Raw genomic sequence first — 24182 nt, 5'->3', positions numbered from 1 at the left:
ACGGCGGACGACAGGCTGCGGACAGTCTGGGGGGTCAGCGTGGAAGTCTACGTCGGCCGACTGACAACGGGTGGGCACTCGGGGGTACCGTCGCGCGTTGGAGAACAACGAACACGCTGTCCCATTTGTCATGCACCAGGAGGCACCTTCGATGTCGGTCCCGCAGCCCACCGCAGCCGAGCGCGGTGAGCAGATCCTCACCGTCTTCGACACCGCCTTCGGGGAGCTCCTGGCCGCCGACCCGGCCGCTTTCCGGGTCAAGTTCCGCAAGATGGCCGGCTCCGCTTTCGCGTTCTACCGGGGCACGGCGTGCCTGTTCTACAAGGACCTGGAGGACGAGGCCGAGACCGGCCCGTACGTGGACGAGCGGACCGGCCGGGTCTGGATCCACGGCGACCTGCACGCCGAGAACTTCGGCACGTACATGGACGCCACCGGCCGGCTGATCTTCAACGTCAACGACTTCGACGAGGCGTACGTCGGCCCCTTCACCTGGGATCTGAAGCGGCTGTCCGCCTCCCTGGCGCTGATCGGCTACACCAAGGCGCTCAGCGACGAGCAGATCTCCCACCTGGTCCGGATCTACGCGGCCGCCTACCGGGAGCGGATCCACGCCCTGGCGACCGGCGCGAAGGACGACGACGTGCCGCCGTTCACGCTCGACACGGCGCAGGGCGCGCTGCTCGGCGCGCTCCGCGACGCCCGCTCGCTGACCCGGTTCGGGCTGCTGGAGTCCATGACGGAGATCCGCGACTTCGAGCGCCGGTTCGCGCCGGGCGGCGGCTCGATCGAGCTGGACGCGGCGACGCGGTACAAGGTCCTCGCGGCCTTCGACGGCTACCTGGAGACGCTGCCGGAGTCCTCGCTGGCCCGCCCGGACTCGTACCGGGTGAAGGACGTCGTCGGGCGGCGCGGGATCGGCATCGGCTCGGCCGGCCTGCCCTCGTACAACATCCTCCTGGAGGGCAACAGCGACGCCCTGGAGAACGACGTCGTCATCTACATGAAGCAGGCGCAGACGCCGGCGGTCTCGCGCCATGTGACGGACCCGGCGGTGCGCGGCTACTTCCGGCACGAGGGCCACCGCACGGTGATCTCGCAGCGGGCGCTGCAGGACCACGCCGACCCGTGGCTGGGCTGGACGGAGCTGGACGGGGCGGGTCAGCTGGTCGCCGAGGTCTCGCCGTACGCGGTGGACCTGGACTGGTCGGACATCGACGACCTGGACGAGATCGCGGTCACGGTCGCCGACCTGGGCCGGGCCACGGCGACGATGCACGCGGCGGCGGACGACGAGAGCGGCCACTCACTGGTGCCGTTCTCCACGGAGCGGGCCATCGACGCGGCGATCGCGTCGGACGAGGAGGGCTTCGCGGAGCTGCTCGTCGACTTCGCGCACGCCTACGGGGCGCGGGCCCGGGCGGACCACCAGATCTTCGTCGACCTGTTCCGCAACGGCCGGATCCCGGGCCTGTAGTCCGCTCCCACACGCCGGGCGGCCCGTTCTCATGGGGTTCTTAGGACGCTCCTACAGGAAGGCGTGGCACACTCACACCGCTATGGACATGTCTGGGACGCGGCTGAGGGGGCTGCGGGCGGCGATCTTCACGACCGTGGTCGTGACGCTGTCCGCCGCCTCCCATGTGCTGCTGTCCCGGGTCCCGCTGCCGCTGCTGACCGTCGCCGCCGTCGCGGCCGGCGTCTTCGCGGTGGCCTACGCGCTGGCCGGCCGGGAGCGGGGCTTCGGCCCGATCGCGGGCCTGCTGGTGCCGCTGGAGCTGGCCGCCGACACGGTCTTCACCTCCGGCCAGGACGTCTGTTACGGCCCCGCCGGCGGCCCGGTCGCCGGATCGCTGCGGTCGGTCGGGGTGGACGTGTTCTGCGGCGGCGCCGTGGGCGCGCCGCTTCCGGGCGTGGCCGCCGCAGGGAACGGCCACCCGGCCGCCGCCCTGCTCAGCTCCCCCGATCCCGCGCTGCCGTGGCTGCTGCTCGCCGCCCACGTGGTGGTCGGGCTCGGTGCGGCGGTCTGGCTGCGACACGGCGAGCGGGCGCTGGCCCGGCTGGCCGGCGCCGCGGCCGCGGGCGCGTTCCGGCCGCTTCGGCTGGTCGCCGCCCTGGCCCGTGCCCCGCGTCCCGCGCTCCGGCGCGGCGCGCGCCCGGCGGACCGGCCGCGCCGGTCCGTCCCGCGTCTTCTCGTGCACTCCGTCGGACGGCGTGGACCGCCGTGCCCGGGCTTCGTCCTCGCCTGAGCACCGCAGTCCCCCTTCCCTCTTTCTTTCCCGTACGGAGATCACGAACATGAGTGCACGCAACAGCCAGGCCAACAAGGCGGCGGCCCGCGAGCGACTGCGCCTGGAGCGCGAGCGCCAGGCCAAGAAGGACAAGGCGCGCCGGCAGGTGATCGTCGGTGTGTCCGCGGTGGCCGTCCTGGCAATCGCCGGCGGCATCGGCTACGCCGTCGTGCAGGCCAACAAGCCCACCCAGTGGGAGGCCGCGAAGGACGCCAAGAACGTGACCGCGCCGAAGAACACCGAGGGCGCGAACGGCACGACCGTCCTCATCGGCAAGCCGGCCGCGAAGAAGACGCTGGAGCTGTACGAGGACTCCCGCTGCCCGGTCTGCGCCAGCTTCGAGCAGGCCGTCGGCGAGACGGTGAAGAAGGACGTCGACGCCGGCAAGTACAAGATCAAGTACGTGGGCGCGACCTTCATCGACAACGCCACCCGCGGCGAGGGCTCGAAGAACGCCCTGTCGGCGCTGGGCGCGGCGCTGAACGTGAGCCCCGAGGCCTTCATGCAGTACAAGGCGGCGCTGTACTCGGCGAAGTACCACCCGGAGGAGAACGACGACAAGTTCGCGAAGGACTCCTACCTGCTGGAGGTCGCGAACACGGTGGACGCGCTGAAGGGCGACGCGGAGTTCAAGAAGAACGTGGAGAACGGCACGTTCGACGCGTGGGCGATGAAGATGTCGGCGGCGTTCGACAAGAGCGGCGTGAAGGGCACGCCGACGCTGAAGATGGACGGCAAGACCGTCACCGCGGCGGGCAGCGAGAACCCCCCGATGACGGCGGCCGAGTTCACCACGGCGATCGACAAGGCCCTCAAGAGCTGACGTCCCCGACGGCACACGCCGCGGCCCCCGGACCCCTCGACGGGTCCGGGGGCCGCGGCGTCGGAGGCGCAGCGCCTCGCGGGTCGCGACGTCCGGTCGAAGATTCGGCGAACTTTCCGGTTTTCGCCTGCGTGTTCGCCATACCGGTCAGTAATCTGACGACCCGTGACCAGTCTCATTCCCTCGGCTCCGAGCCGCCGCTCCGTCGTCAAGGCCGCCGCCGTCACGGCCGTCGCCGCCCCCGCCCTGGCCGCCGCCGCCTCGCCCGCCGCTGCCGACTCCTCCGCCCCCGCGTTCCTGCACGGCGTCGCCTCCGGCGACCCGCTGCCCGACGGCGTCCTGCTCTGGACGCGCGTCACCCCCACCCCCGACGCCGTGCCGGGCTCCGGCAAGGGCCCGGACGTCGCGGTCTACTGGGAGGTCGCCGAGGACCGCGACTTCGCCCGGACCGTCGCCCGCGGCACCGCCACCGCGACCGCCGGCTCCGACCACACCGTGAAGGCCGACGTCCGCGGCCTGCGCCCGGCCACCGCCTACTGGTTCCGCTTCACCGCGGGCGGCACCGTCTCCCCGGCCGGCCGGACCCGCACCACCCCGGCCGTCGACGCAGCCGCGCCCGGCGTCCGCTTCGGCGTGGTCTCCTGCTCCAACTGGGAGGCCGGCTACTTCTCCGCGTACCGCCACCTCGCCGCCCGCTCCGACCTGGACGCGGTGCTGCACCTCGGCGACTACATCTACGAGTACCAGAGCGGCGGTTACCCGGCAGAGGACCAGGTGGTGCGCCGCCACGAGCCGCTCCACGAGATCGTCTCGCTGTCCGACTACCGCACCCGGCACGGCAAGTACAAGACCGACGCCGACCTGCAGGCGCTGCACGCCGCGCACCCGATGATCGCGATCTGGGACGACCACGAGTTCGCCAACGACGCCTGGTCGGGCGGGGCGGAGAACCACACCCCGGAGACCGAGGGCGCGTGGGCGGCCCGGGTCGCCGCGGGCAAGCAGGCGTACTTCGAGTGGATGCCGGTCCGCGCCTCCACGGAGGGCACGGTCTACCGACGGCTGCGCTTCGGCAAGCTGGCCGATCTGCACCTGCTGGACCTGCGCTCGTTCCGGTCCCAGCAGACGAGCGTCGGCAACGGCTCGGTGGACGACCCGGAGCGGTCCATCACCGGCCGTGCCCAACTGGACTGGCTGAAGGCGGGGCTGGCCGGCTCGGACGCCACCTGGAAGCTGGTCGGCACCTCCGTGATGATCTCACCGGTCGCCTTCGGCGCGCTGCCCGCACACCTCCTGGAGCCGCTGGCCGAGTTGCTGGGCCTGCCGAAGGAGGGCCTGGCGATCAACGTGGACCAGTGGGACGGGTACACGGACGACCGTAAGGAACTGCTCGCGCACCTGACCCAGCGCGCCGTCCAGAACACGGTCTTCCTGACCGGTGACATCCACATGGCCTGGGCCAACGACGTGCCGGTGAAGGCGGCCACTTACCCGCTCTCGGCCTCGGCGGCCACGGAGTTCGTGGTGACCTCGGTGACCTCGGACAACCTCGACGAGATGCTCAAGGTCGCCCCGGGCACGCTCTCGGTGGTCGCGGCCACGGCGATCAAGGCGGCCAACCGCCATGTGAAGTGGGTGGACATGGACCACCACGGCTACGGCGTGCTGGACGTGACCGCCGAGCAGTCGCAGATGGACTACTACACGGTCTCGGACAAGCGCCGGCCGGACGCGACGTCGGCCTGGTCGCGCTCCTACCGGACGCGCAAGGGAACGCAGAAGGTCGAGCGGGTGTACGCGCCGGTGCGCTGAGGGTCGATTTTCAGCCACTCGGCGAACTGTTAACAGGAGATCACAGCATCACGGCGGGTGGTGGGTCACGGCGACCGAATCCGGACACACCACCCGCCGTTGTCACGTCTTTCGTTACGTGCGCATCTCAAACTCCGGAACTGGCGCAAATTTTTCTTCCGGATGCCCCGATTCGCCCCCTGAATGATTGGGCTTGATCATCGCTCCTCTGTGTCTGACATGAACCCGTAATCTCCCGGCGGTGGCGAGGAAGTGCCTCTCCACAACCCCCCGCAAGGAGTCACGAGTGCGTGCTCTTGTTCGTATAACGCCGCGTATGTCACGTCGTCTGCTCGGCGCTGTAGCCATGGCCGGAACCCTGGCCCTGGCTCCCCTCTCCGCGCCCACCGGCGCGGCTGCTTCCACCAACACCCTGGCCGGTGCCTCCGCCGAGGAGTGCGCCGACGGCTCCGCCGCCGTGTCCGCCGCCCGCAAGGCCAAGGGCACTGCCACGAAGGCCGAGCCCAACGAGGTCTCGGCCACCCAGGCCAAGGCGATGGACGCGGACCTGAAGAAGAGACTGGAAGCGGCCCGCACGAGCGGCAGCAGCCTCGCCGCCGGCGCGACCATCCCGGTCTACTTCCACGTCATCCACAGCGGCACCACCGGCAAGCTTTCGGCCACGGACATCAACAACCAGCTGGCCGTGCTGAACGCCGCCTACGGTGGCCAGGGCACCGGCAACGTGAACACCGGCTTCCAGTTCACGCTGGCCGGAACCGACTACACGGACAACGCCACCTGGTACAACCTGTCCTCCGGCTCGCAGGCCGAGAAGGACATGAAGTCCACCCTGCGCAAGGGCGGCGCCGGCGCGCTGAACTTCTACACCGCGAAGCTCGGCGGCGGCCTGCTCGGCTGGGCGACCTTCCCGTCCTCGTACAACTCCAGCCCGTCGATGGACGGCGTGGTCGTGCTCGACTCCTCGCTGCCGGGCGGCTCGGCCGCCAACTACAACGAGGGCGACACCGCCACCCACGAGGTCGGCCACTGGATGGGCCTCTACCACACGTTCCAGGGCGGTTGCAGCGGCAGCGGTGACTCCGTCTCCGACACGCCGGCCGAGAAGTCCCCGGCGTACGAGTGCCCGACCGGCCGTGACTCCTGCGTCAACAAGACCGGTGTGGACCCGATCCACAACTTCATGGACTACACGTACGACAACTGCATGTACCAGTTCACCGCGGGCCAGGTCGCGCGGATGAGCAGCATGTGGACCGCGTACCGCGCCGGCTGAGGCGCCGTCTGACGGAATGACGGGAAGGGCGCGACGGGTTGAGCCCCCGCCGCGCCCTTCTCCCGTACCGCCGTACGGCTACAGGCTCTCCAGGAACGCCAGGGCGATCGCCCAGGTACGCTCCGCCGCCTCCTCGTCGTAGTCGGGCAGCTCCGGGTCGGTGTACAGGTGCCCCGCGCCCGCGTAGCGGTAGACCTCCACGTCCGCCCCCGCCCGGCGCATCTGCAGGTACCAGGCGGACAGCCAGTCGTCCGACTCGAAGGGGTCGGGCTCGGCCACATGCAGCTGCACCGGCAGGTCGTCGACGGACGCGTTCGGCGCGAGGTCCGAGGTGCCGTGGAGCAGCAGCAGCCCGCGCGCCTTCTCGTCGCCGAGCGCCAGGGTCTGCGCGACGGACGCGCCGAAGGAGAAGCCCGCGTAGACCAGGCCGCGGTCCGAGTACGGGGCGGCCGCCAGGACGGCCCGCTTGAGCAGCTCGTCCTTGCCGATCTCGTCCCGGATCGCCATGGCCTCCTCGACCGAGTCGGCGGTCCGGCCCTCGAAGAGGTCCGGCGTCCAGACCCGGTGTCCGGCTTCCCGCAGCCGCTCGGCCGCGGACTCCACGGCGGGGCGCAGACCGTACACGGAGTGGAAGAGCATGATGTCCATCCGGCCATCCTGCCACCCGCTCTATCTCATGCTGCGCACGTCCAGCTGTCGCAGCACCCGGTCGACGACCTCCGGGTCCGCGCCCGGCTCGCTGCGGGCGGCGAGCACCGCGTGCCGGGCGGCCGACATCATCTCCCGCTGGATCCGGTGCACCGCCTTCAGTCGCTCGGCCCGCTTCACCAGGGCTTCGCGCCGCTCGTCCCCCAGCATGTCCGGGCTGATCCGGGCCCCGATGTCGAACGCGCCGCGCAGCAGCCGCTCCTGGACCTCCTCCGAGAGCTCCTCGACCTCCTCGATCTCCTTCAGCCGCTTCTTGGCCGCCTTGGCCGCGCGGATCGCGAGCTCCCGCTCCAGCCTCCGCTCCGCGTCGGCGTCCGCCTCCACCCCGAGCCGCTTCACCAGCCGGGGCAGGGTCAGCCCCTGGACGACGAGCGTCCCGAGGATCACGCAGAAGGCGATGAACACGATCTCGTCCCGGGCGGGGAAGGGTTCGCCGTCGTCGGTACGGAGCGGGATCGCCAGGGCCAGCGCCACCGAGGCCACCCCGCGCATCCCGGACCACCACATGACGACCGTCTCCCGCCAGCTCATCGGGATCTCCTCGTCCACGTCCCGGAGCGTGTGCAGCCGCTTCGCCAGCCAGGTGGCGGGCAGCAGCCACAGCAGCCGGACGAGGACGACGACCGCGAGGACACATGCGCCCCAGCCGACCATCGTCCAGCCGCGCCCCTCCGACACCCCGAAGACGACCACGAGTTCGAGGCCGATCAGGCCGAACGCGATGCCGGTGACCAGGGTGTCGACCACCTGCCAGAAGGTCTGTCCGGCGAGCCGCCCCATCACGTCGTCGGCGTCGCTCGCGTGCTCCGCGAGGAAGAGCGCGGTCACCAGGACGGACAGGACGCCGGAGCCGTGCAGTTCCTCGGCGAGGACGTAGCTCACGAACGGCACGAGGAGGGTGAGCCCGGTCTGCAGGGTGGCGTCCCCGAGCAGGTCGATGAGCCGGTTGGCGAGCCAGCCGATGAGCAGCCCCACGGCCACCGCGACGACGGCCGACAGGACCAGCTCGCCGAGCGCCTCGGGCCAGGAGAACGAGCCGCTGACCACGGCCGCGATCGCCACGTGGTACAGCACGATGGCGGTGACATCGTTGAACAGGCCCTCGCCCTCCAGGATCGACACCAGCCGGCGCGGCAGCCCGAGCGAGCCCGCGACGGCGGTAGCGGCGACCGGGTCGGGCGGGGCGACCAGCGCGCCGAGGGCGAGCGCCGCGGCGAGCGGCAGACCGGGGACCAGGGCGTCGGCGACGAACCCGACGGCGGCCGTGGTGACGAAGACGAGGGCGACGGCGAGCAGCAGGATCGGCCGGACGTTGGCGGCGAACTGCCGCCAGGAGGTGCGCTGCACGGTGGCGTAGAGCAGCGGGGGCAGCACCAGCGGCAGGATCAGCTCGGGCGGGATGTCGACGTTCGGGACGAAGGGTAGGTAGGCCAGCGCGATCCCGATGAGGGTCATCAGGACCGGCGCGGGGAGCCCGAGCCGGTCCCCGAGCGGCACGGTGAGCACCGCCCCGAGCAACAACAGGAACAGCAGGGCCAATTGGTCCACGGGGCGCCCCTCTTGCCTTGCGGTGCGTCGGCGAGCAGGGCTCAACCCTGCCACGCCGCCGGGCGATTCCCCCGGAACGCACCACCGGGCCGATGGCCCGGTCCCGGCGTCAGAGCACGCGCCGCATGGCCCGGTGCGGAATGCCCGCGTCCGGGAACTCGGGGCCGTACGCCACGTACCCCAGGCGCTCGTAGAAGCCCAGCGCGTGGGTCTGCGCGTGCAGGTCGACGGCGGTCAGGCCGCGCTCGCGCGCCGCGTCCTCGATGCCCCGGACCAGCGCCGCGCCGACGCCGAGACCGCGCGCCGCCTTCGAGACGGCGAGCCGGCCGAGCGAGCCGACGGACGCGTCGCCGCCGGTCTTGCCCAGCGCGTCCTCGCCGTGCAGCAGCCGGCCGGTGCCCAGCGGCACGCCGTCCGCGCGGACGGCCAGCACGTGCACGGCCGTCTCGTCGTAGCTGTCGTACTCGATCTCCGCCGGCACGTTCTGCTCGACGACGAAGACCTCCCGGCGGACGGCGAAGCAGGCGTCCCGGTCGTCGTGCGCGTGGGCCTCGCGGACCTCGTACGCCTCCGGGGTGCTCACGCGCTCTCCGCGGCGATCGCGTCGAGGGCGTGCTGCAGGTCGGCCGGGTAGTCGCTCTCGAACTCGACCCAGCGGCCGTCCGACGGGTGCTCGAAGCCGAGCCGCACCGCGTGCAGCCACTGCCGGGTCAGCTTGAGCCGCTTCGCCAGCGTCGGGTCGGCGCCGTAGGTGAGGTCGCCGACGCAGGGGTGCCGGTGCGCGGACATGTGCACCCGGATCTGGTGGGTGCGGCCGGTCTCCAGCTTGATGTCGAGCAGCGAGGCCGCCCGGAACGCCTCGATCAGGTCGTAGTGGGTCACCGAGGGCTTGCCGTCGGCGGTCACGGCCCACTTGTAGTCGTGCTGGGGGTGCCGGCCGATCGGCGCGTCGATGGTGCCGCTCAGCGGGTCGGGGTGGCCCTGCACGAGGGCGTGGTAGCGCTTGTCCACCACGCGGTCCCGGAACTGCGCCTTGAGCAGCGTGTACGCCCGCTCCGACTTGGCGACGACCATGAGGCCGGAGGTGCCGACGTCGAGCCGGTGCACGATGCCCTGGCGCTCGGCCGCGCCTGACGTCGAGATGCGGTAGCCGGCCGCGGCCAGGCCGCCGATGACCGTCGTCCCGGTCCAGCCGGGGCTGGGGTGGGCGGCGACGCCGACCGGCTTCACGATCACCACGATGTCGTCGTCGTCGTGGACGATCTCCATGCCCTCGACGGGCTCGGCCACGATCTGCACCGGCGCCGGGGCCCCGGGCATCTCGACCTCGAGCCACGCGCCGCCGCTGACCCGCTCGGACTTGCCGACGACGGAGCCGTCGACCAGGACTTTCCCGGAGGCGGCGAGCTCGGCCGCCTTCGTGCGGGAGAACCCGAACATACGGGCGATGGCGGCGTCGACGCGCTCGCCCTCCAGGCCGTCGGGAACGGGCAGCGTGCGGATCTCGGGACTCGTACTCACCCGTCGAGTATGCCTTGTCAGTCCTTGTGGACGGTGCCGTCGGGGTCCAGGCCCCGGAACGACAGGATCACGATCAGGAAGCCGCCGCACACGATCGCCGAGTCCGCGAGGTTGAAGACCGCGAAGTGCGCGGGCGCGATGAAGTCGACCACCGCGCCCTCGAACACGCCCGGCGCCCGGAAGATCCGGTCGGTCAGGTTGCCCAGCGCCCCGCCGAGCAGCAGGCCGAGCGCGATCGCCCACGGCAGGCTGTACAGCTTGCGGGCCAGCCGCACGATCACGAAGATCACGACCGTCGCGATGCAGGTGAAGATGATGGTGAAGGCCTCACCCATGCCGAAGGCGGCACCCGGGTTCCGGATGGCCTCGAACTTCAGCAGGTCGCCGACGACCCGGATCGGCTCGTGCCCCTCCAGCTTCGCCACGACCAGCATCTTGCTGCCGAGGTCGAGCAGGTACGCGAGCAGCGCGACCACGAGGAGCGCGACGATCCTGCGCCTGCCCCTGGGCTGCTCGTCGGGCGTCGCCTCGGCCTGGTCGGCCCCGTCCGAATCCGGCGTACCGATGATGCGCTCCGCCTCTGCCACGTGAGTCCCTCAACCCTAGGTGCCTGACTGTGCACGAGGGTACGGCACACACGTGCGGTGTCAGCCTCGGCGTTCCTGCTTCTGCTTGTCCTCCACGCACAGCGTGGCCCGTGGGAAGGCCTGCATCCTCGCCTTGCCGATGGGCTTGCCGCAGACCTCGCACAGGCCGTACGTGCCCGTGTCGAGCCGCTCCAGGGCGTGCTCGGTCTGCTCCAGCATCTCGCGGGCGTTGGCGGCGAGCGAGAGCTCGTGCTCGCGGGTGATGTTCTTGGCGCCGGTGTCGGCCTGGTCGTCGCCGGCCCCGTCGCCCGAGTCGCGCATCAGTCCGGTGAGCGCGGACTCGGAGGCGTGGATCTCCGACCGGAGCCGGAGCACCTCGCTCTCCAGCTCCGCGCGGGCCTCCGCGACCTCGGCCGGGGTCCAGGGGTCCTCCCCCGGCCGTACGGCCAGCTCACCGGCGCGGGCCTGGGGCACGGCGCCCGCGTCGGACACGCCCTCCGTCGCCGTCGCGCTGTGCACGGTCTTCTTCGCTGCCACCGTCCTGGCTCCCGTCTTGTCCGCCGCGGTCGCGGCCCTGGTCTTCGCCGCGCCCGTGCTCCTCGCGGCCTTCGTGGTCCGCTCGGCCGCGTTCTTAGGAGCGGTCCCGGTCGCGGGTTCGGCCGCCGTCTTCTTCACGGCGGTCTTCGCCACGGTCTTCTTCACCGTCTCCTTCGCGACCTTCTTCGCGTTCGCGGCCTTCTTCGTGCTCGTGCTCGCGGCCTTCTTCGTGGCGGTCGCGGCGGTCTTCTTCGCCACCATGTCGCGGCCCCTTCACATTTTGTGATCTTGCTCGCGAATCGTGCTGGGACGATAAATCGACACCAGCCCCGCGGCAACGGGGCACGCCGCCGGTCGCACCCGCCCCGCGTGGGGTGCGCGGCGAGCCTGCATCCGTTGTGCCCAGCTCCCCGCCCCGTAATCCGCCGCAGGAGCCCACCGGAAGTCCGGCCGGCCCCATGTGGCCATTCGGGTCATGTCCGGGCCCGCCGGGGAGCCCGGGGAAACCCGGCTGCCGGGGCCTCCGGAGCCCCGTACACTGTGGGGGTCCCCCCTGCTCGAGCGAAGCCGAGAGCTTGGGGGAGAGCGAAAGGCTTGGATGGGGACGAGTAGCGTCGTACGCAGCCAGGAGCGACCCGGGGACGGTGAGAGCCCGGGGGCGAGCCCGATGTGAACCATCACCCCGGAGCCGCCGGAAGAACGCCGTGGACCCCCGCGGCCAGTAGAACCGGCATCGTGACCCCAATGAGGGGGCTCAGGGCGTCCACGCCCCGGGCCAAGGAGGGTGGTACCGCGGGAGCCGCGCACGCGCGGGCGCTCGTCCCTCCGGACGGAAGAAACAGCAGTCCGCCGGAGGAAGATCGATGACGCAGTACCGCCAGGTGCCCGCCCAGGTCGACCTGCCCGCGCTCGAGCACGCCGTGCTCGATTTCTGGCGCGAGAGCAAGGTCTTCGCCAAGACCCTGGAGCAGTCCGAGGGCCGCCCCGAGTGGGTGTTCTACGAGGGCCCGCCCACCGCGAACGGCATGCCCGGCGCGCACCACATCGAGGCCCGCGTCTTCAAGGACGTCTTCCCGCGCTTCCGCACGATGCGCGGCTACCACGTCGCCCGGAAGGCAGGCTGGGACTGCCACGGCCTGCCGGTCGAGCTCGCCGTCGAGAAGGAGCTCGGCTTCTCCGGCAAGAAGGACATCGAGGCGTACGGCATCGCGGCCTTCAACGAGAAGTGCCGCGACTCGGTGACCCGGCACACGGACGCCTTCGCCGAGCTCACCCACCGGATGGGCTACTGGGTCGACCTGGACGACGCGTACCGGACGATGGACCCCGAGTACATCGAGTCGGTCTGGTGGTCGCTGAAGGAGATCTTCGACAAGGGCCTGCTGGTCCAGGACCACCGCGTCGCCCCGTGGTGCCCGCGCTGCGGCACCGGCCTGTCCGACCACGAGCTGGCGCAGGGCTACGAGACGGTCGTCGACCCGTCCGTCTTCGTCCGCTTCCCGCTGACCTCCGGCCCGCTCGCCGGCGAGGCCGCGCTGCTGGTCTGGACGACGACCCCGTGGACCCTGGTGTCCAACACGGCGGTCGCCGCGCACCCCGAGGTCACGTACGTGGTGGCGACGAACGGCGAGGAGAAGCTCGTCGTCGCGCAGCCGCTGGTCGAGAAGGCGCTCGGCGAGGGCTGGGAGACCACCGGGCAGACGTTCACGGGCGCGGAGATGGAGCGCTGGACGTACCAGCGCCCGTTCGAGCTCGTCGAGTTCCCGAGCGTCAGCGAGGGAACCAATGGGCACAGCCCCGCCGGGGCGCACTACGTCGTCAACGCCGAGTACGTGACGACCGAGGACGGTACGGGCCTGGTCCACCAGTCCCCCGCGTTCGGTGAGGACGACCTCAAGGTCTGCCGCGCGTACGGCCTGCCGGTCGTGAACCCCGTCCGCCCGGACGGCACCTTCGAGGAGGACGTGCCGCTGGTCGGCGGCGTCTTCTTCAAGAAGGCCGACGAGGCGCTCACGAAGGACCTGGACACCCGCGGCCTGCTGTTCCGGCACATCCCGTACGAGCACAGCTACCCGCACTGCTGGCGCTGCCACACGGCGCTGCTGTACTACGCGCAGCCGTCCTGGTACATCAGGACGACCGCGGTGAAGGACCGTCTCCTCGAGGAGAACGAGAAGACGAACTGGTTCCCGGAGTCGGTGAAGTACGGCCGCTTCGGCGACTGGCTGACCAACAACATCGACTGGGCGCTCTCCCGCAACCGCTACTGGGGCACCCCGCTGCCCATCTGGCGCTGCGAGGAGGGTCACCTGACGTGCGTGGGCTCGCGCGCGGAGCTGACCGAGCTGACCGGCACGGACCAGTCCGAGCTGGACCCGCACCGGCCGTTCATCGACGACGTCACGTTCACGTGCACGGCGGAGGGCTGCTCGCTCGCTGCCGTCCGCGTGCCGGAGGTCATCGACGCCTGGTACGACTCGGGCTCGATGCCGTTCGCGCAGTGGGGCTACCCGTACAAGAACAAGGAACTGTTCGAGAGCCGCTACCCGGCGCAGTTCATCAGCGAGGCGATCGACCAGACCCGCGGCTGGTTCTACACGCTGATGGCGGTCGGCACGCTCGTCTTCGACAAGTCGTCGTACGAGAACGTGGTCTGCCTGGGCCACATCCTCGCCGAGGACGGCCGCAAGATGTCCAAGCACCTCGGCAACATCCTGCAGCCGATCCCGCTGATGGACCAGCACGGCGCGGACGCGGTGCGCTGGTTCATGGCGGCCGGCGGCTCGCCGTGGTCGGCGCGACGGGTCGGCCACGGCACGATCCAGGAGGTGGTGCGGAAGACCCTCCTCACCTACTGGAACACGGTCGCCTTCCAGGCGCTGTACGCCCGTACGGCGGGCTGGGCGCCGAGCGCCGCGGACCCGACGCCGGCCGACCGCACGGTCCTGGACCGCTGGCTGCTGAGCGAGCTGAACGCGCTGGTGGAGCAGGTCACGGAGACCATGGAGGCGTACGACACCCAGCGCGCCGGCAAGCTGCTCTCGGCGTTCGTCGACGACCTGTCGAACTGGTACGTGCGGCGCTCGCGCCGCCGCTTCTGGCAGGGCGACAAGGCGGCGCTGCGCACGCTCCACGAGGTCATCGAGACGGTGACCCGCCTGATGGCCCCGCTCACCCCCTTCATCACGGAGCGGGTGTGGCAGGACCTGGTGGTCCCGGTGACGCCGGACGCGCCGGAGTCGGTGCACCTGGCGACGTGGCCGGAGGCGGACGCCGCGCTGATCGACCCGACGCTGTCCGAGCAGATGACGCTGGTCCGCCGCCTGGTCGAGCTGGGCCGGGCGACGCGTGCCGAGTCGGGCGTGAAGACCCGCCAGCCGCTGTCGCGCGCTCTGGTCGCGGCGACGGGCTTCGCGGCGCTGTCGGAGGAGCTCCAGGCCCAGATCACGGAGGAGCTGAACGTCGAATCGCTCGCGTCGCTGAGCGAGGTGGGCGGCTCGCTGGTCGACACGACCGCGAAGGCGAACTTCCGTGCGCTGGGCAAGCGCTTCGGCAAGGGCGTGCAGGACGTGGCGAAGGCGGTCGCGGCGGCGGACGCGGCGGCGCTGTCGCTGGCGCTGCGCGGCGGCGAGGCGCGGCTGGAGGTGAACGGCGAGCAGATCACCCTCACCCCCGAGGAGGTCATCATCACGGAGACCCCGCGGGAGGGCTGGTCGGTCGCCTCCGACCAGGGCGCGACGGTCGCGCTGGACCTGGAGATCACCCCGGAGCTCCGCCTCGCGGGCCTGGCCCGTGACGCGATCCGGCTGATCCAGGAGGCCCGCAAGAACAGCGGCCTGGACGTCGCGGACCGCATCGCCCTGCGGTGGACGTCGGACTCCCCGGAGACGGTCGAGGCCCTGACGGCGCACGCGGAGCTGATCGCCGACGAGGTTCTCTCGACGGACTACGCCACGGGCCCCGCGGACGACTCGTACGGCCCCCCCTTCACGGACGAGCCCCTCTCCCTGACCTTCCACCTCCGCAAGGCATAACCCCCACCCCCCGAAAGGCCCGGCCCCGACGGCCGGGCCTTTCGCCTTCCCCCACGCCCTCGCCGGGGCCTGGGGGCGGTACGCAGCCGAGCTTTCGGTGCGCCCCCGGGCGCGGAGCTGCCCGGGACCCGGGACCCGGGGCCCGGGGCCCGGGGCGCAGCCCTGGTTTCGGCGCCCCGCCGGGCGCCAAGCCGCCCGGGGGCCCGGGGCGCAGCCCGGTCTCGATGCCCCGCCGGGCGCCAAGCCGCCAGGGGGCCCGGGGCGCAGCCCCGGTTCCCACCGGTCCGCTGGGGAGCTGGGGCGCGGCCCCCGAGCCCCACCGGGCCGGGGTCCGGGGCGGAGTCCCGGTTTCGGGGAGGGGCGGGGTGGGGGAAGGCTCGCCGCAGGCGTAACCCGCCCGCACCCGCCCGCGCACCTGCCCACGGCAAAGGGCCGGGCCCCTGGATTGCTCCAGGGGCCCGGCCCTTGACTGCCGACTGGCTACGCGCTCAGCGCGCGCCGCTTCAGTTGTCGTCCTCGTCGATCAGGAAGCCGCGCATCGGCGCCGGCGCCTGCTGCATCGGCTGCGGCGCCTGCGGGCGGACCGGAGCCATCGGCTGGGTCATCGCCGGGGACATCTGCTGCTGGCCGCCGTACGACGGGGCTCCGCCCATCGTGCCGTTGCCACCGTAGGACGGCGCGCCCGCACCGGCCGACGCCATCGACGGGGACGGCGGCAGCGACGCGGTCGCCGGGGTCCGCGGCGGGGCCAGCGAGTCGTCCGCCTGGGTCTCCAGCTGACGCAGCTGGGACTCCAGGTACGACTTCAGACGCGTCCGGTACTCGCGCTCGAAGCCCCGCAGGTCCTCGACCTTGCGCTCCAGCGTGGCGCGGGCGGACTCCAGGGAGCCCATCGCGACGCGGTGCTTCTCCTGCGCGTCCCGCTCAAGAGCGTCCGCCTTGGCGCGGGCGTCCCGCTCCAGGCCCTCGGCGCGGGAGCGCGCCTCGCCGACGATCTTGTTCGCCTCGGAGCGGGCCTCGGCGATCGCCTGGTCGGCGGTCTGCTGGGCCAGCGAGAGGACACGCGCGGCACTGTCGCCGCCGGGGCCCTGACCGGGCTGCGGCAGCTGCTGCTGCGGGTGACCCATGGGGCCGCCCATCGGCGCGCCCATCGGACCGCCCTGCATGGGGCCGCCCTGCATGGGGCCACCCTGCATCGGGCCACCCATCGGGCCGCCCTGCATGGGGCCGGGGCCGTGACCGCTGGGGCCGGCGGGAAGCTGCGGAGCACCCGAGGGAAGCTGCGGCGGACCGCCCATCGGAGGCTGCTGCTGCACCGGCGGACCGGATATGGCGGCGGGCACGGGCGCGCCCGGACCGGGACGGTCCTGCGGCTCCGGCGGCTTGCGCATCCCCTGCTGCTGGTTCTGCGCGGCGGCACGCGTCGCCGCGGCCAGCTTGGCGCGCAGGTCCTCGTTCTCGCGGAGCAGGCGGGTCAGTTCGGCTTCGACCTCGTCGAGGAAGGCATCGACCTCGTCCTCGTCATAGCCTTCTCGAAGGCGGACGGTCGTGAACTGCTTGTTCCGCACGTCCTCAGGGGTCAGCGGCATCTCTTCTTCACCTCTACGTAGTCGTCGGCAGTCGGCAAGACCGTATCGTCCACATTCACCTCGCGCTGCTCACCACGGAGATCAGGATGTAGACGATGATCATCAGAACGAAGAAGGACAGGTCGAGTGCCACGCCCCCGAGACGCAGCGGCGGGATGAACCGCCGCAGAAGCTTGAGCGGTGGATCGGTGACAGTGTAGGTGGCCTCAAGAACGACCACCATCGCCTTGCCGGGTTGCCATGAACGGGCGAACTGGAAGACGTAGTCCATGACCAGCCGGAAGATCAGCACGACGAGGAAGCACGTCAGCGCGATGTAGACCACATGCAGTGCCACGCTCATTCCGCGCTTCCCTCTCCCCTGTTTCTCGTGCTCTCGCGTTGCTCACCGGCCTCGCGGCCGGGTCGTACCCGGTGTCGTGTTCTCAGCTCTGGTTGAAGAATCCGCCCTCTGCGATGCGGGCCTTGTCCTCCGCCGTGACATCGACGTTAGCAGGCGACAACAGGAACACCTTCTGCGTCACGCGCTCAATGCTGCCATGGAGCCCGAACACGAGTCCGGCAGCAAAGTCGACAAGTCGCTTCGCATCGGTGTCGTCCATCTCGGTGAGGTTCATGATCACCGGGGTGCCCTCACGGAAGTGTTCCCCGATGGTACGGGCCTCGTTGTACGTCCGCGGGTGCAGCGTGGTGATGCGGTAGGGCTCCCGCTCGGACACGACCTTGGGCATGATCACCGGCGCGCTCTTCTCCAGGCTCGGGCGTTCTGGTGTGATGGATGACACGGGGGCGATTCGCGCCGGACGTCCGCTTTCGGCGGGGAGCGCGGCGGGCACGTGCACCGGCTCACGTTGCGCCGGCGGCGCCACGACCCTTACGGGCTCTTCACGCTCGATCTGGCGGGGAGGCTGGTGGTGCCGGCGCTCGCGCTCGGGCTCCGGCTCCAGCTCGGGTTCGAAATCGTCGTCGGGATCGAATCCCTGGCCGTCGTACCCATCGTCCTCCACGAGGCCGAGGTAGACCGCCATCTTGCGCATTGCGCCGGCCATTCTCCGAGTCCTCCGCTCTGTGGTGGATCGCCCTGGTCACACATGCCGCAGCGCCGCCAGCGCGTCCGCGATCCACGAGGTCCGCCCGCTACCTGCGGGAATGACCATATTTTCTGCTGTGGTCCGACTTGCTTCGCGACGTTACCCGAGCCGGGGGCGGACTCCGAGTACCGCCGTACCGATGCGCACGTGTGTCGCTCCGGCCGCGACGGCCTCTTCGAGATCCGCGCTCATCCCCGCGGACACCATGTTCGCAGCCGGACGTGTCGCGCGCAGGGCAGTCGACAAATCCATCATCCGGTCGAACGCCGCGCGTTGCCGCCCCGCGTACGGTCCGGCGAGCGGCGCGACGGTCATCAGACCGTCGAGCCGCAGACCCGGCGCCGCGTCGATCGCGCCGGCCAACTCCTCGACCCCGTCCGGGGCGACGCCGCCGCGCTCGCCGCGCTCGCCGTGCTCGGCGTCGAGCGCGACCTGGACCAGGCAGCCGACCTCCCGCCCGGCCTTCTCCGCGGCCGCGGAGAGAGAGGAGACGAGCTTCAAGCGGTCGACGGACTGCACCACATCCGCATAACCCACCACGGAACGGACCTTATTGGTCTGCAACTGGCCCACGAAGTGCCATCGCAGATCCAGATCCGCACACGCGGCGGCCTTCGGCGCCGCGTCCTGGTCCCGGTTCTCGGCGACGTGACGCACACCGAGTTCGTGCAGGATCCTCACGTCGCTCGCGGGGTAGGTCTTCGTGACCACGATGAGGGTCACGTCCTCCCGCTTGCGGCCGGCCGCGTCGCACGCGGCGGAGATGCGCTCCTCCACCCGGGCCAGGTTCTCGGCGAGTTGGTTCTTACGGTCCGTCATTTCACTGCCTCATCCGTCAAACCAGACATATCCCGCGAGTCGTCCTGTGGTGCGGTCCCTGCGGTACGAGTAGTGGTCGCCCGACTCCCGGGTGCAGACCTCCGACGCGCGCCGGTCCCGTACCCCCAGCGCTTCCAGCTGGGCGTGCACTCCGGCCGTGACGTCGACCGCCGGGGTGCCCCAGCTGGTCTCGGCCCAGGCGGCCGGTTCGACCGCGGCGACCTCGGCCCGCATCTCCGCCGGCACTTCGTAGCACCGGCCGCAGACGGCCGGGCCGGTGCGGGCGATCATGCGGGAGGGTTCGGCGCCGAGCTTCGTCATGGCCTCGACGGCGGCCGGGACGACCCCGGCGACCATCCCGGGCCGACCCGCGTGGGCCGCCCCGACGATCCCCGCGACCGGGTCGGCCAGCAGGACCGGGGTGCAGTCGGCGGTCAGGACCGCGAGGACGAGTCCGGGCCGGGCGGTGACGACGGCGTCGACCGGGGGGAGTTCGGTTCCCGGCTCCCGGTCGGCGCCGAGGACCGCGACGTCCGCGCCGTGCACCTGGTTCATCCACACGACACGCGCCGGGTCGAGCCCCAGCGCCCCCGCCGCGCGCGCCCGGTTGGTCCGGACGGCGGCCGGGTCGTCCCCCACCGCTCCGCCGAGGTTGAGCTCCTCGTACGGAACGGCGCTCACCCCGCCCCACCGGTCGGTGAAGGCGAAGTGGGCGCCGCTCGTGTGGTCGTGCTGCCCTATCACTTCAAGAAGTCCGGGACATCCAGCTCTTCGGCCTGGGTGTCCGGGTACGGGCGGGCCGGCGGGACGACCGGCGGGGTGACCGGCGGCAGCGGGGTCTCGCCGACCGCCGGCGCCGGCTCGGCCGGGGCCGCGGGCTCGTCGCGCGGGGTCACGGTGCCGAGGCCGCCCAGCGGGCGGGGGGTCTCGGTCGACCGGGGCGCGGGGGCCGGCTCCTCGCGCTTGGCCGAGGCCGCGCCGAGGATGTTGTCGCGCCGGGCCGGCGGCTGCCCGCCGTCGAAGCCGGCCGCGATGACGGTGACCCGGACCTCGTCGCCGAGCGCGTCGTCGATGACGGCACCGAAGATGATGTTCGCCTCGGGGTGGGCCGCCTCGCTGACCAGCTGCGCGGCCTCGTTGATCTCGAAGAGACCGAGGTCCGAGCCGCCGGAGATGGAGAGCAGCACGCCGCGGGCGCCGTCGATGGACGCCTCCAGGAGCGGCGAGGAGATCGCCATCTCCGCGGCGGCCACCGCGCGGTCGTCGCCGCGCGCCGAGCCGATGCCCATGAGCGCCGAGCCCGCCTCGGACATGACCGACTTGACGTCGGCGAAGTCCAGGTTGATCAGGCCCGGGGTGGTGATGAGGTCGGTGATGCCCTGGACACCGCTCAGCAGCACCTGGTCGGCCGACTTGAACGCGTCCAGCACGGAGACCTGGCGGTCCGAGATGGAGAGCAGTCGGTCGTTCGGGATGACGATGAGGGTGTCGACCTCTTCACGGAGCTCGGCGATGCCGTCCTCCGCCTGGTTGGCGCGCCGGCGGCCCTCGAACGTGAACGGGCGGGTGACCACGCCGATCGTCAGGGCGCCCAGCGAGCGCGCGATGTTGGCGACGACGGGTGCGCCGCCGGTGCCGGTGCCGCCGCCTTCGCCGGCGGTCACGAAGACCATGTCGGCCCCCTTGAGGACCTCCTCGATCTCCTCGCGGTGGTCCTCTGCCGCCTTGCGGCCGACGGCCGGGTTGGCCCCGGCCCCGAGGCCGCGGGTCAGTTCACGGCCGACGTCGAGCTTGACGTCGGCGTCGCTCATCAACAGCGCTTGCGCGTCGGTGTTGATGGCGATGAACTCGACGCCCTTGAGACCGACCTCGATCATTCGGTTGATGGCATTGACACCACCGCCGCCGACACCGATGACCTTGATGACTGCGAGGTAGTTCTGCGGTGCTGCCACGTCGAAGGCCTCTCGCCTCGAGTTACGTGTCGCCGCTGCGCGGTGGTAGTCGCGTCGCGACGACGGATGCCGATTGGGGCGGTCCGGAATGCCGACCCAAACCCTAACGTTGAAGTTTAGGGTTACCAGTGTCTCTGTTCGCTGGACTCTTCCGAACAGGACACTAAGTCGACAAGTGGCGCACGTTCAACGAACACGCCGAACCTCCCGTTTTTCTTTTCACCCTATGTGATCACCCGTAGCGCTGGCCAACCAGGGTGCTGGCCAGCAGTGATGCGCGTCAACTCCGTGACGCCGCAGGGGCGGTCGGGGCGCTTACGTCGAAGTGTCCCGCTTTGGGTTCCGCTTTCATCAGAGCGGTGAGGACGCGCGCCTTGACGGCACCCTCCTCGCCGCTCCCCCAGAACACGGTGCGACCCCCGGTCAGCTCCAGGGTGAGGGAGTCGTACGACGCGATCCTGACGACACGGACGTCCCGGGCGATTTTCTCCGGGAGTTCGCCCGTCACGCCCACCGCCTCCATGAGCAGGCGGTCCGCGTCGAAGCGTCGCAGGCTGGGCGACCCCGAGGCGTTCATGACGAGCCGGGGCACGCCCGCGGGCGCCCGGTCCACGGTGGCGAACCTGACGCCGCCGGAGTCCACTTCGGTGAATTTTCCGCCCTTTTCCACCAGCAGGACGGGCTTTCGCTCGGTCACTTTCAGACCGATTCCGTGCGGCCAGGACCGGGTGACCTCCACCGAGTCGATGCGGGGCAGTTTCTCGAGCAGCCGGACCTCGATCGCGCCGGTGTCCACGGAGGCGAGCGGGGACCCGAGCGGGACGGCCGCGGCGGCCTCCACTTCCCGGCTCGTGAGGACCTCGACGCCCGAAGTCTTCACATGTTCCGCACGGAGCCAGGACGACCCGTAGAGCGCCCAGACCACGCCCGCGCCGAGCGCCACGGCGGCGGCCGCGGCGACCAGCGCGCGCGGTCCGCGCAGCCGGGCGAGCCGGCCGGGGCCGGGCCGGGAGCCGGGCGGCCGGGCCGACGGACCCTTCGGTTCGCGCGTTCCGCGCTTCTCTGCGGTCGTCGGTCCGGCTGCCACGCGGGTCTCCCTCCGGCCGCGCTACGCCTGTCGGCGGGCGGCGATCGCCTCGTACACCATGCCGACGAGCAGGTCGTCGGCGTCCCGGCGGCCGAACTCGGCGGCGGCGCGGGACATCTCGTACAGCCGGTGCGGATCGGCCAGTACGGGCAGGACGTTGCCCTGCACCCACTGCGGGCTCAGCTCCGCGTCGTCGACCAGCAGTCCGCCCCCGGCCTTGACCACCGGCTGGGCGTTGAGCCGCTGTTCGCCGTTGCCGATCGGCAGCGGGACGTACGCGGCCGGGAGCCCGACGGCGGAGAGTTCGGCGACGGTCATCGCGCCCGCGCGGCAGAGCATCATGTCGGCGGCGGCGTACGCGAGATCCATCCGGTCCACGTACGGTACCGGCACGTAGGGCGGCATTCCGGGCATGTTGTCGACGCGCGGCAGTTCGTTCTTCGGGCCGACCGCGTGCAGGATCTGGATGCCGGAGCGCTGGAGCACCGGGGCGATCTGCTGGACCACCTCGTTGAGCCGGCGCGCGCCCTGCGAACCGCCGGAGACCAGCAGGGTCGGCAGGTTGGGGTCGAGCCCGAACGCCGCCCGCGCCTCGGGGCGGACCCGGGCCCGGTCGAGGGTGGCGATGGTGTGCCGCAGCGGGATGCCGATGTAGCGGGCGCCCCGGAGCTTGGAGTCCGGGGTGGCGACGCCGACCCCGGCCGCGTACCGCGAGCCGATCTTGTTGGCCAGGCCGGGCCGGGCGTTGGCCTCGTGCACCACGATCGGCACGCCGAGGCGCTTGGCGGCCAGGTAGCCGGGCAGCGCGACATAGCCGCCGAAGCCGACCACGCAGTCCGCCTTGGTGCGCTCCAGGACCTGCTCGGCGGCCTTGATCGTGCCGCGCAGCCGTCCGGGGACGGTGATCAGTTCAGGGGTGGGCTTGCGCGGCAGCGGCACGGCGGGGATGAGCGCCAACTCGTAGCCCCGCTCGGGCACGAGCCGGGTCTCCAGGCCCTTCTCCGTGCCCAGCGCCGTGATCCCCACGCTGGGGTCCTGCCTGCGCAGGGCGTCCGCGAGGGCGAGCGCGGGCTCGATGTGGCCGGCGGTCCCCCCACCGGCGAGTACGACATGCACCGAAATTCACCGCTCTCCGGACGGACGCTTCTTGACGCGCCGTCGCATCGACTTCCATCTCACCCCGACCCGCTTGCCCCAGCCGGGGCGACGCATGGCCAGGGCCGCTTTCGCGGCGGGTTCCTGTCGCGCGAAGGCGATCAGCAACCCGACGGCGAACATGGTCGGCAGCAGGGCCGACCCTCCGTACGAGAACAACGGGAGCGGGACTCCGGCGATCGGCAGCAGACCGAGCACCGCACCGATGTTGATCACGGCCTGCGCCGTGATCCAGGTGGTCACGCCTCCCGCGGCATACCTGACGAAGGGGTCCTCCGTGCGTCCGGCCACGCGGATACCCGCATAGCCTAGAGCCGCGAACAGGGCGAGTACCGACAGCGTCCCCGCCAGCCCCAGTTCCTCCCCGGTGACGGCGAAGATGAAGTCGGTGTGCGCTTCAGGCAGTTGACCCCATTTTTCCACACTGGCACCCAGTCCGGAACCGAACCATCCGCCTGATGCCAGAGCATAGATTCCGTGCGCGGCCTGCCAGCAGGGGTCCCCCTCCCCGCCGGGGTCGCTGGCGCCGATGCAGGCGAACCGCTTCATCCGGTTCGGGCTGGTCTTGATGAGGATCAGACCGATCAGCGCGGCGACCGAGAGCACGCCGGCGAAGAGCCGGGTGGGCGCGCCCGCCGTCCAGAGCAGGCCGAAGAGGATCGCGGCCAGCACGATGGAGGTGCCCATGTCACCGCCGAGCATGATCAGCCCGAGCAGCATGAACGTTCCGGGAACCAGCGGGACCAGCATGTGCTTCCACTGGGTCAGCAGCTTCATGTCCTGCTTGCGGGCGAGCAGGTCGGCGCCCCACAGGATCAGCGCCAGCTTGCCGAACTCGCTGGGCTGGAGCTGGAACGGACCGCCCAGGTAGATCCAGTTCTGGTTGCCGTTGACCGAGTGCCCTATCCCCGGGATCTGGACGAGCACCATCAGGAAGACGGTGCCCATGAGCAGCGGGTAGGCGAGCGCGCGGTGCAGCTTGACGGGCATCCGGGAGGCCGCCAGGAGCAGGCAGCCGCCGATGACCGCGGCCAGGAACTGCTTGCCGAAGAAGTACGAGGCGGGCAGCTCGTACTTCAGCGCCGTGATCATCGAGGCCGAATAGACCATCACCAGGCCGAGGGTGGTGATCAGCAGCCCGGCACCCATGATCACGTAGTACGCGGTGAGGGGCCGGTCCCAGGCCCTGCGCGCCCGCTCGTACGTCCGCCGCAGGCCGCCCCGGCGGGACGGCCGCGGGGGTGCGGGGGCCCGGCCCCCGCCGCGTACGGCGGAGGGCCTGCGCGTCCCGGCGATCTTGCTCGGCATCAGTCGCTGTCCCCTCCAGTCGTGTCCGGCGCGGCCGCGCC

The 24182-nt window shown here is 71.3% G+C and carries 21 protein-coding genes; 6 read left to right on the top strand and 15 right to left on the bottom strand.

The genetic code is table 11. The features are described from left to right. The first annotated feature begins 151 nt into the window (after positions 1–151). The 5 genes from R2D22_RS27385 to R2D22_RS27365 all read left to right on the top strand — a co-directional run bounded on the left by R2D22_RS27385 (position 152) and on the right by R2D22_RS27365 (position 6202). A complete protein-coding gene (locus tag R2D22_RS27385; protein ID WP_318107350.1) occupies positions 152–1477 on the top strand; it encodes a DUF2252 domain-containing protein in 1326 nt (441 codons plus the stop codon). An 82-nt stretch (positions 1478–1559) separates the two neighbouring features. Next, positions 1560–2249 (top strand): hypothetical protein, encoded by a 690-nt coding sequence (locus tag R2D22_RS27380; RefSeq protein ID WP_318107349.1) that lies wholly within the window; start codon positions 1560–1562, stop codon positions 2247–2249. Between the two features lie 49 nt (positions 2250–2298). After that, entirely contained in the window at positions 2299–3114 is an 816-nt protein-coding gene (locus R2D22_RS27375) for a DsbA family protein (RefSeq protein WP_318107348.1), read from the top strand. A 165-nt stretch (positions 3115–3279) separates the two neighbouring features. Beyond that, on the top strand, positions 3280–4926 hold the full coding sequence (locus R2D22_RS27370; protein ID WP_318107347.1) for an alkaline phosphatase D family protein: 1647 nt from the start codon (positions 3280–3282) through the stop codon (positions 4924–4926). 316 nt (positions 4927–5242) lie between these two features. Further along, positions 5243–6202 (top strand): zinc metalloprotease, encoded by a 960-nt coding sequence (locus R2D22_RS27365; RefSeq protein ID WP_318107346.1) that lies wholly within the window; start codon positions 5243–5245, stop codon positions 6200–6202. 78 nt (positions 6203–6280) lie between these two features. Here the strand turns inward: R2D22_RS27365 and R2D22_RS27360 are convergent, their stop codons facing one another. From R2D22_RS27360 to R2D22_RS27335, 6 genes are all read right to left on the bottom strand, one after another. Continuing rightward, entirely contained in the window at positions 6281–6850 is a 570-nt protein-coding gene (locus R2D22_RS27360; RefSeq protein WP_318107345.1) for a dienelactone hydrolase family protein, read from the bottom strand. 21 nt (positions 6851–6871) lie between these two features. Continuing rightward, positions 6872–8458, bottom strand: coding sequence for a Na+/H+ antiporter (locus R2D22_RS27355; protein WP_318107344.1), 1587 nt, complete (start codon positions 8456–8458; stop codon positions 6872–6874). 109 nt (positions 8459–8567) lie between these two features. After that, a complete protein-coding gene (locus tag R2D22_RS27350; protein ID WP_318107343.1) occupies positions 8568–9041 on the bottom strand; it encodes a GNAT family N-acetyltransferase in 474 nt (157 codons plus the stop codon). Further along, on the bottom strand, positions 9038–9979 hold the full coding sequence (locus tag R2D22_RS27345; protein ID WP_318107342.1) for an RluA family pseudouridine synthase: 942 nt from the start codon (positions 9977–9979) through the stop codon (positions 9038–9040). Before R2D22_RS27345 ends, R2D22_RS27350 begins: the two co-directional genes overlap by 4 nt. A gap of 17 nt (positions 9980–9996) precedes the next feature. After that, positions 9997–10566: a signal peptidase II gene (gene lspA, locus R2D22_RS27340; RefSeq protein ID WP_318107341.1), complete on the bottom strand. Its 570-nt coding sequence runs from the start codon at positions 10564–10566 to the stop codon at positions 9997–9999. 60 nt (positions 10567–10626) lie between these two features. Then, positions 10627–11364, bottom strand: coding sequence for a TraR/DksA family transcriptional regulator (locus tag R2D22_RS27335; protein ID WP_318107340.1), 738 nt, complete (start codon positions 11362–11364; stop codon positions 10627–10629). A gap of 602 nt (positions 11365–11966) precedes the next feature. Here R2D22_RS27335 and ileS point away from each other — a divergent pair. Further along, positions 11967–15137 (top strand): isoleucine--tRNA ligase, encoded by a 3171-nt coding sequence (ileS, locus tag R2D22_RS27330; protein ID WP_318107339.1) that lies wholly within the window; start codon positions 11967–11969, stop codon positions 15135–15137. Positions 15138–15640: 503 nt separating this feature from the next. Here the strand turns inward: ileS and R2D22_RS27325 are convergent. The 9 genes from R2D22_RS27325 to ftsW all read right to left on the bottom strand — a co-directional run bounded on the left by R2D22_RS27325 (position 15641) and on the right by ftsW (position 24141). Beyond that, positions 15641–16726 carry a DivIVA domain-containing protein gene (locus tag R2D22_RS27325; protein ID WP_318107338.1) on the bottom strand — a complete coding sequence of 362 codons (1086 nt, stop codon included), beginning with the start codon at positions 16724–16726 and terminating at the stop codon, positions 15641–15643. Between the two features lie 55 nt (positions 16727–16781). Continuing rightward, entirely contained in the window at positions 16782–17069 is a 288-nt protein-coding gene (locus tag R2D22_RS27320) for a YggT family protein (RefSeq protein WP_318107337.1), read from the bottom strand. An 82-nt stretch (positions 17070–17151) separates the two neighbouring features. Continuing rightward, a complete protein-coding gene (locus R2D22_RS27315) occupies positions 17152–17775 on the bottom strand; it encodes a cell division protein SepF (RefSeq protein WP_318107336.1) in 624 nt (207 codons plus the stop codon). A gap of 141 nt (positions 17776–17916) precedes the next feature. Further along, positions 17917–18636 carry a YggS family pyridoxal phosphate-dependent enzyme gene (locus R2D22_RS27310; RefSeq protein ID WP_318107335.1) on the bottom strand — a complete coding sequence of 240 codons (720 nt, stop codon included), beginning with the start codon at positions 18634–18636 and terminating at the stop codon, positions 17917–17919. A gap of 9 nt (positions 18637–18645) precedes the next feature. Next, the gene (pgeF, locus tag R2D22_RS27305) at positions 18646–19380 is read right to left on the bottom strand and encodes a peptidoglycan editing factor PgeF (RefSeq protein ID WP_318107334.1); all 735 of its coding nucleotides are present in this window, start codon (positions 19378–19380) and stop codon (positions 18646–18648) included. After that, positions 19377–20591 carry a cell division protein FtsZ gene (gene ftsZ, locus R2D22_RS27300; RefSeq protein ID WP_318107333.1) on the bottom strand — a complete coding sequence of 405 codons (1215 nt, stop codon included), beginning with the start codon at positions 20589–20591 and terminating at the stop codon, positions 19377–19379. The genes pgeF and ftsZ overlap by 4 nt, the downstream gene beginning before the upstream one ends. Positions 20592–20871: 280 nt before the next feature. Further along, a complete protein-coding gene (locus R2D22_RS27295; RefSeq protein WP_318107332.1) occupies positions 20872–21678 on the bottom strand; it encodes a cell division protein FtsQ/DivIB in 807 nt (268 codons plus the stop codon). A 21-nt stretch (positions 21679–21699) separates the two neighbouring features. Continuing rightward, positions 21700–22794: an undecaprenyldiphospho-muramoylpentapeptide beta-N-acetylglucosaminyltransferase gene (murG, locus tag R2D22_RS27290; RefSeq protein ID WP_318107331.1), complete on the bottom strand. Its 1095-nt coding sequence runs from the start codon at positions 22792–22794 to the stop codon at positions 21700–21702. Between the two features lie 6 nt (positions 22795–22800). Continuing rightward, positions 22801–24141, bottom strand: a complete 1341-nt coding sequence (gene ftsW / locus R2D22_RS27285; RefSeq protein ID WP_318107330.1) for a putative lipid II flippase FtsW — start codon at positions 24139–24141, stop codon at positions 22801–22803. Positions 24142–24182 lie beyond the last annotated feature (41 nt).

This window comes from Streptomyces sp. HUAS YS2, from assembly GCF_033343995.1.
GTDB classification, from domain to species: Bacteria; Actinomycetota; Actinomycetes; order Streptomycetales; family Streptomycetaceae; genus Streptomyces; species Streptomyces solicathayae.
The sequence above is the reverse complement of the archived record's forward strand: the minus strand, read 5'-3'. Positions and strand labels throughout refer to the sequence as shown.

Coding starts and splice junctions, on each gene's coding strand:
- R2D22_RS27375 (WP_318107348.1), top strand. CDS start 2,299: ATGAGTGCACGCAACAGCCAGGCCAACAAGGCGGCGGCCCGCGAGCGA.
- R2D22_RS27315 (WP_318107336.1), bottom strand. CDS start 17,775: ATGGCCGGCGCAATGCGCAAGATGGCGGTCTACCTCGGCCTCGTGGAG.
- ftsW (WP_318107330.1), bottom strand. CDS start 24,141: ATGCCGAGCAAGATCGCCGGGACGCGCAGGCCCTCCGCCGTACGCGGC.
- R2D22_RS27365 (WP_318107346.1), top strand. CDS start 5,243: ATGTCACGTCGTCTGCTCGGCGCTGTAGCCATGGCCGGAACCCTGGCC.
- R2D22_RS27360 (WP_318107345.1), bottom strand. CDS start 6,850: ATGGACATCATGCTCTTCCACTCCGTGTACGGTCTGCGCCCCGCCGTG.
- R2D22_RS27325 (WP_318107338.1), bottom strand. CDS start 16,726: ATGCCGCTGACCCCTGAGGACGTGCGGAACAAGCAGTTCACGACCGTC.
- R2D22_RS27335 (WP_318107340.1), bottom strand. CDS start 11,364: ATGGTGGCGAAGAAGACCGCCGCGACCGCCACGAAGAAGGCCGCGAGC.
- ileS (WP_318107339.1), top strand. CDS start 11,967: ATGACGCAGTACCGCCAGGTGCCCGCCCAGGTCGACCTGCCCGCGCTC.
- R2D22_RS27320 (WP_318107337.1), bottom strand. CDS start 17,069: ATGAGCGTGGCACTGCATGTGGTCTACATCGCGCTGACGTGCTTCCTC.
- R2D22_RS27385 (WP_318107350.1), top strand. CDS start 152: ATGTCGGTCCCGCAGCCCACCGCAGCCGAGCGCGGTGAGCAGATCCTC.
- R2D22_RS27380 (WP_318107349.1), top strand. CDS start 1,560: ATGGACATGTCTGGGACGCGGCTGAGGGGGCTGCGGGCGGCGATCTTC.
- R2D22_RS27310 (WP_318107335.1), bottom strand. CDS start 18,636: ATGACGGACCGTAAGAACCAACTCGCCGAGAACCTGGCCCGGGTGGAG.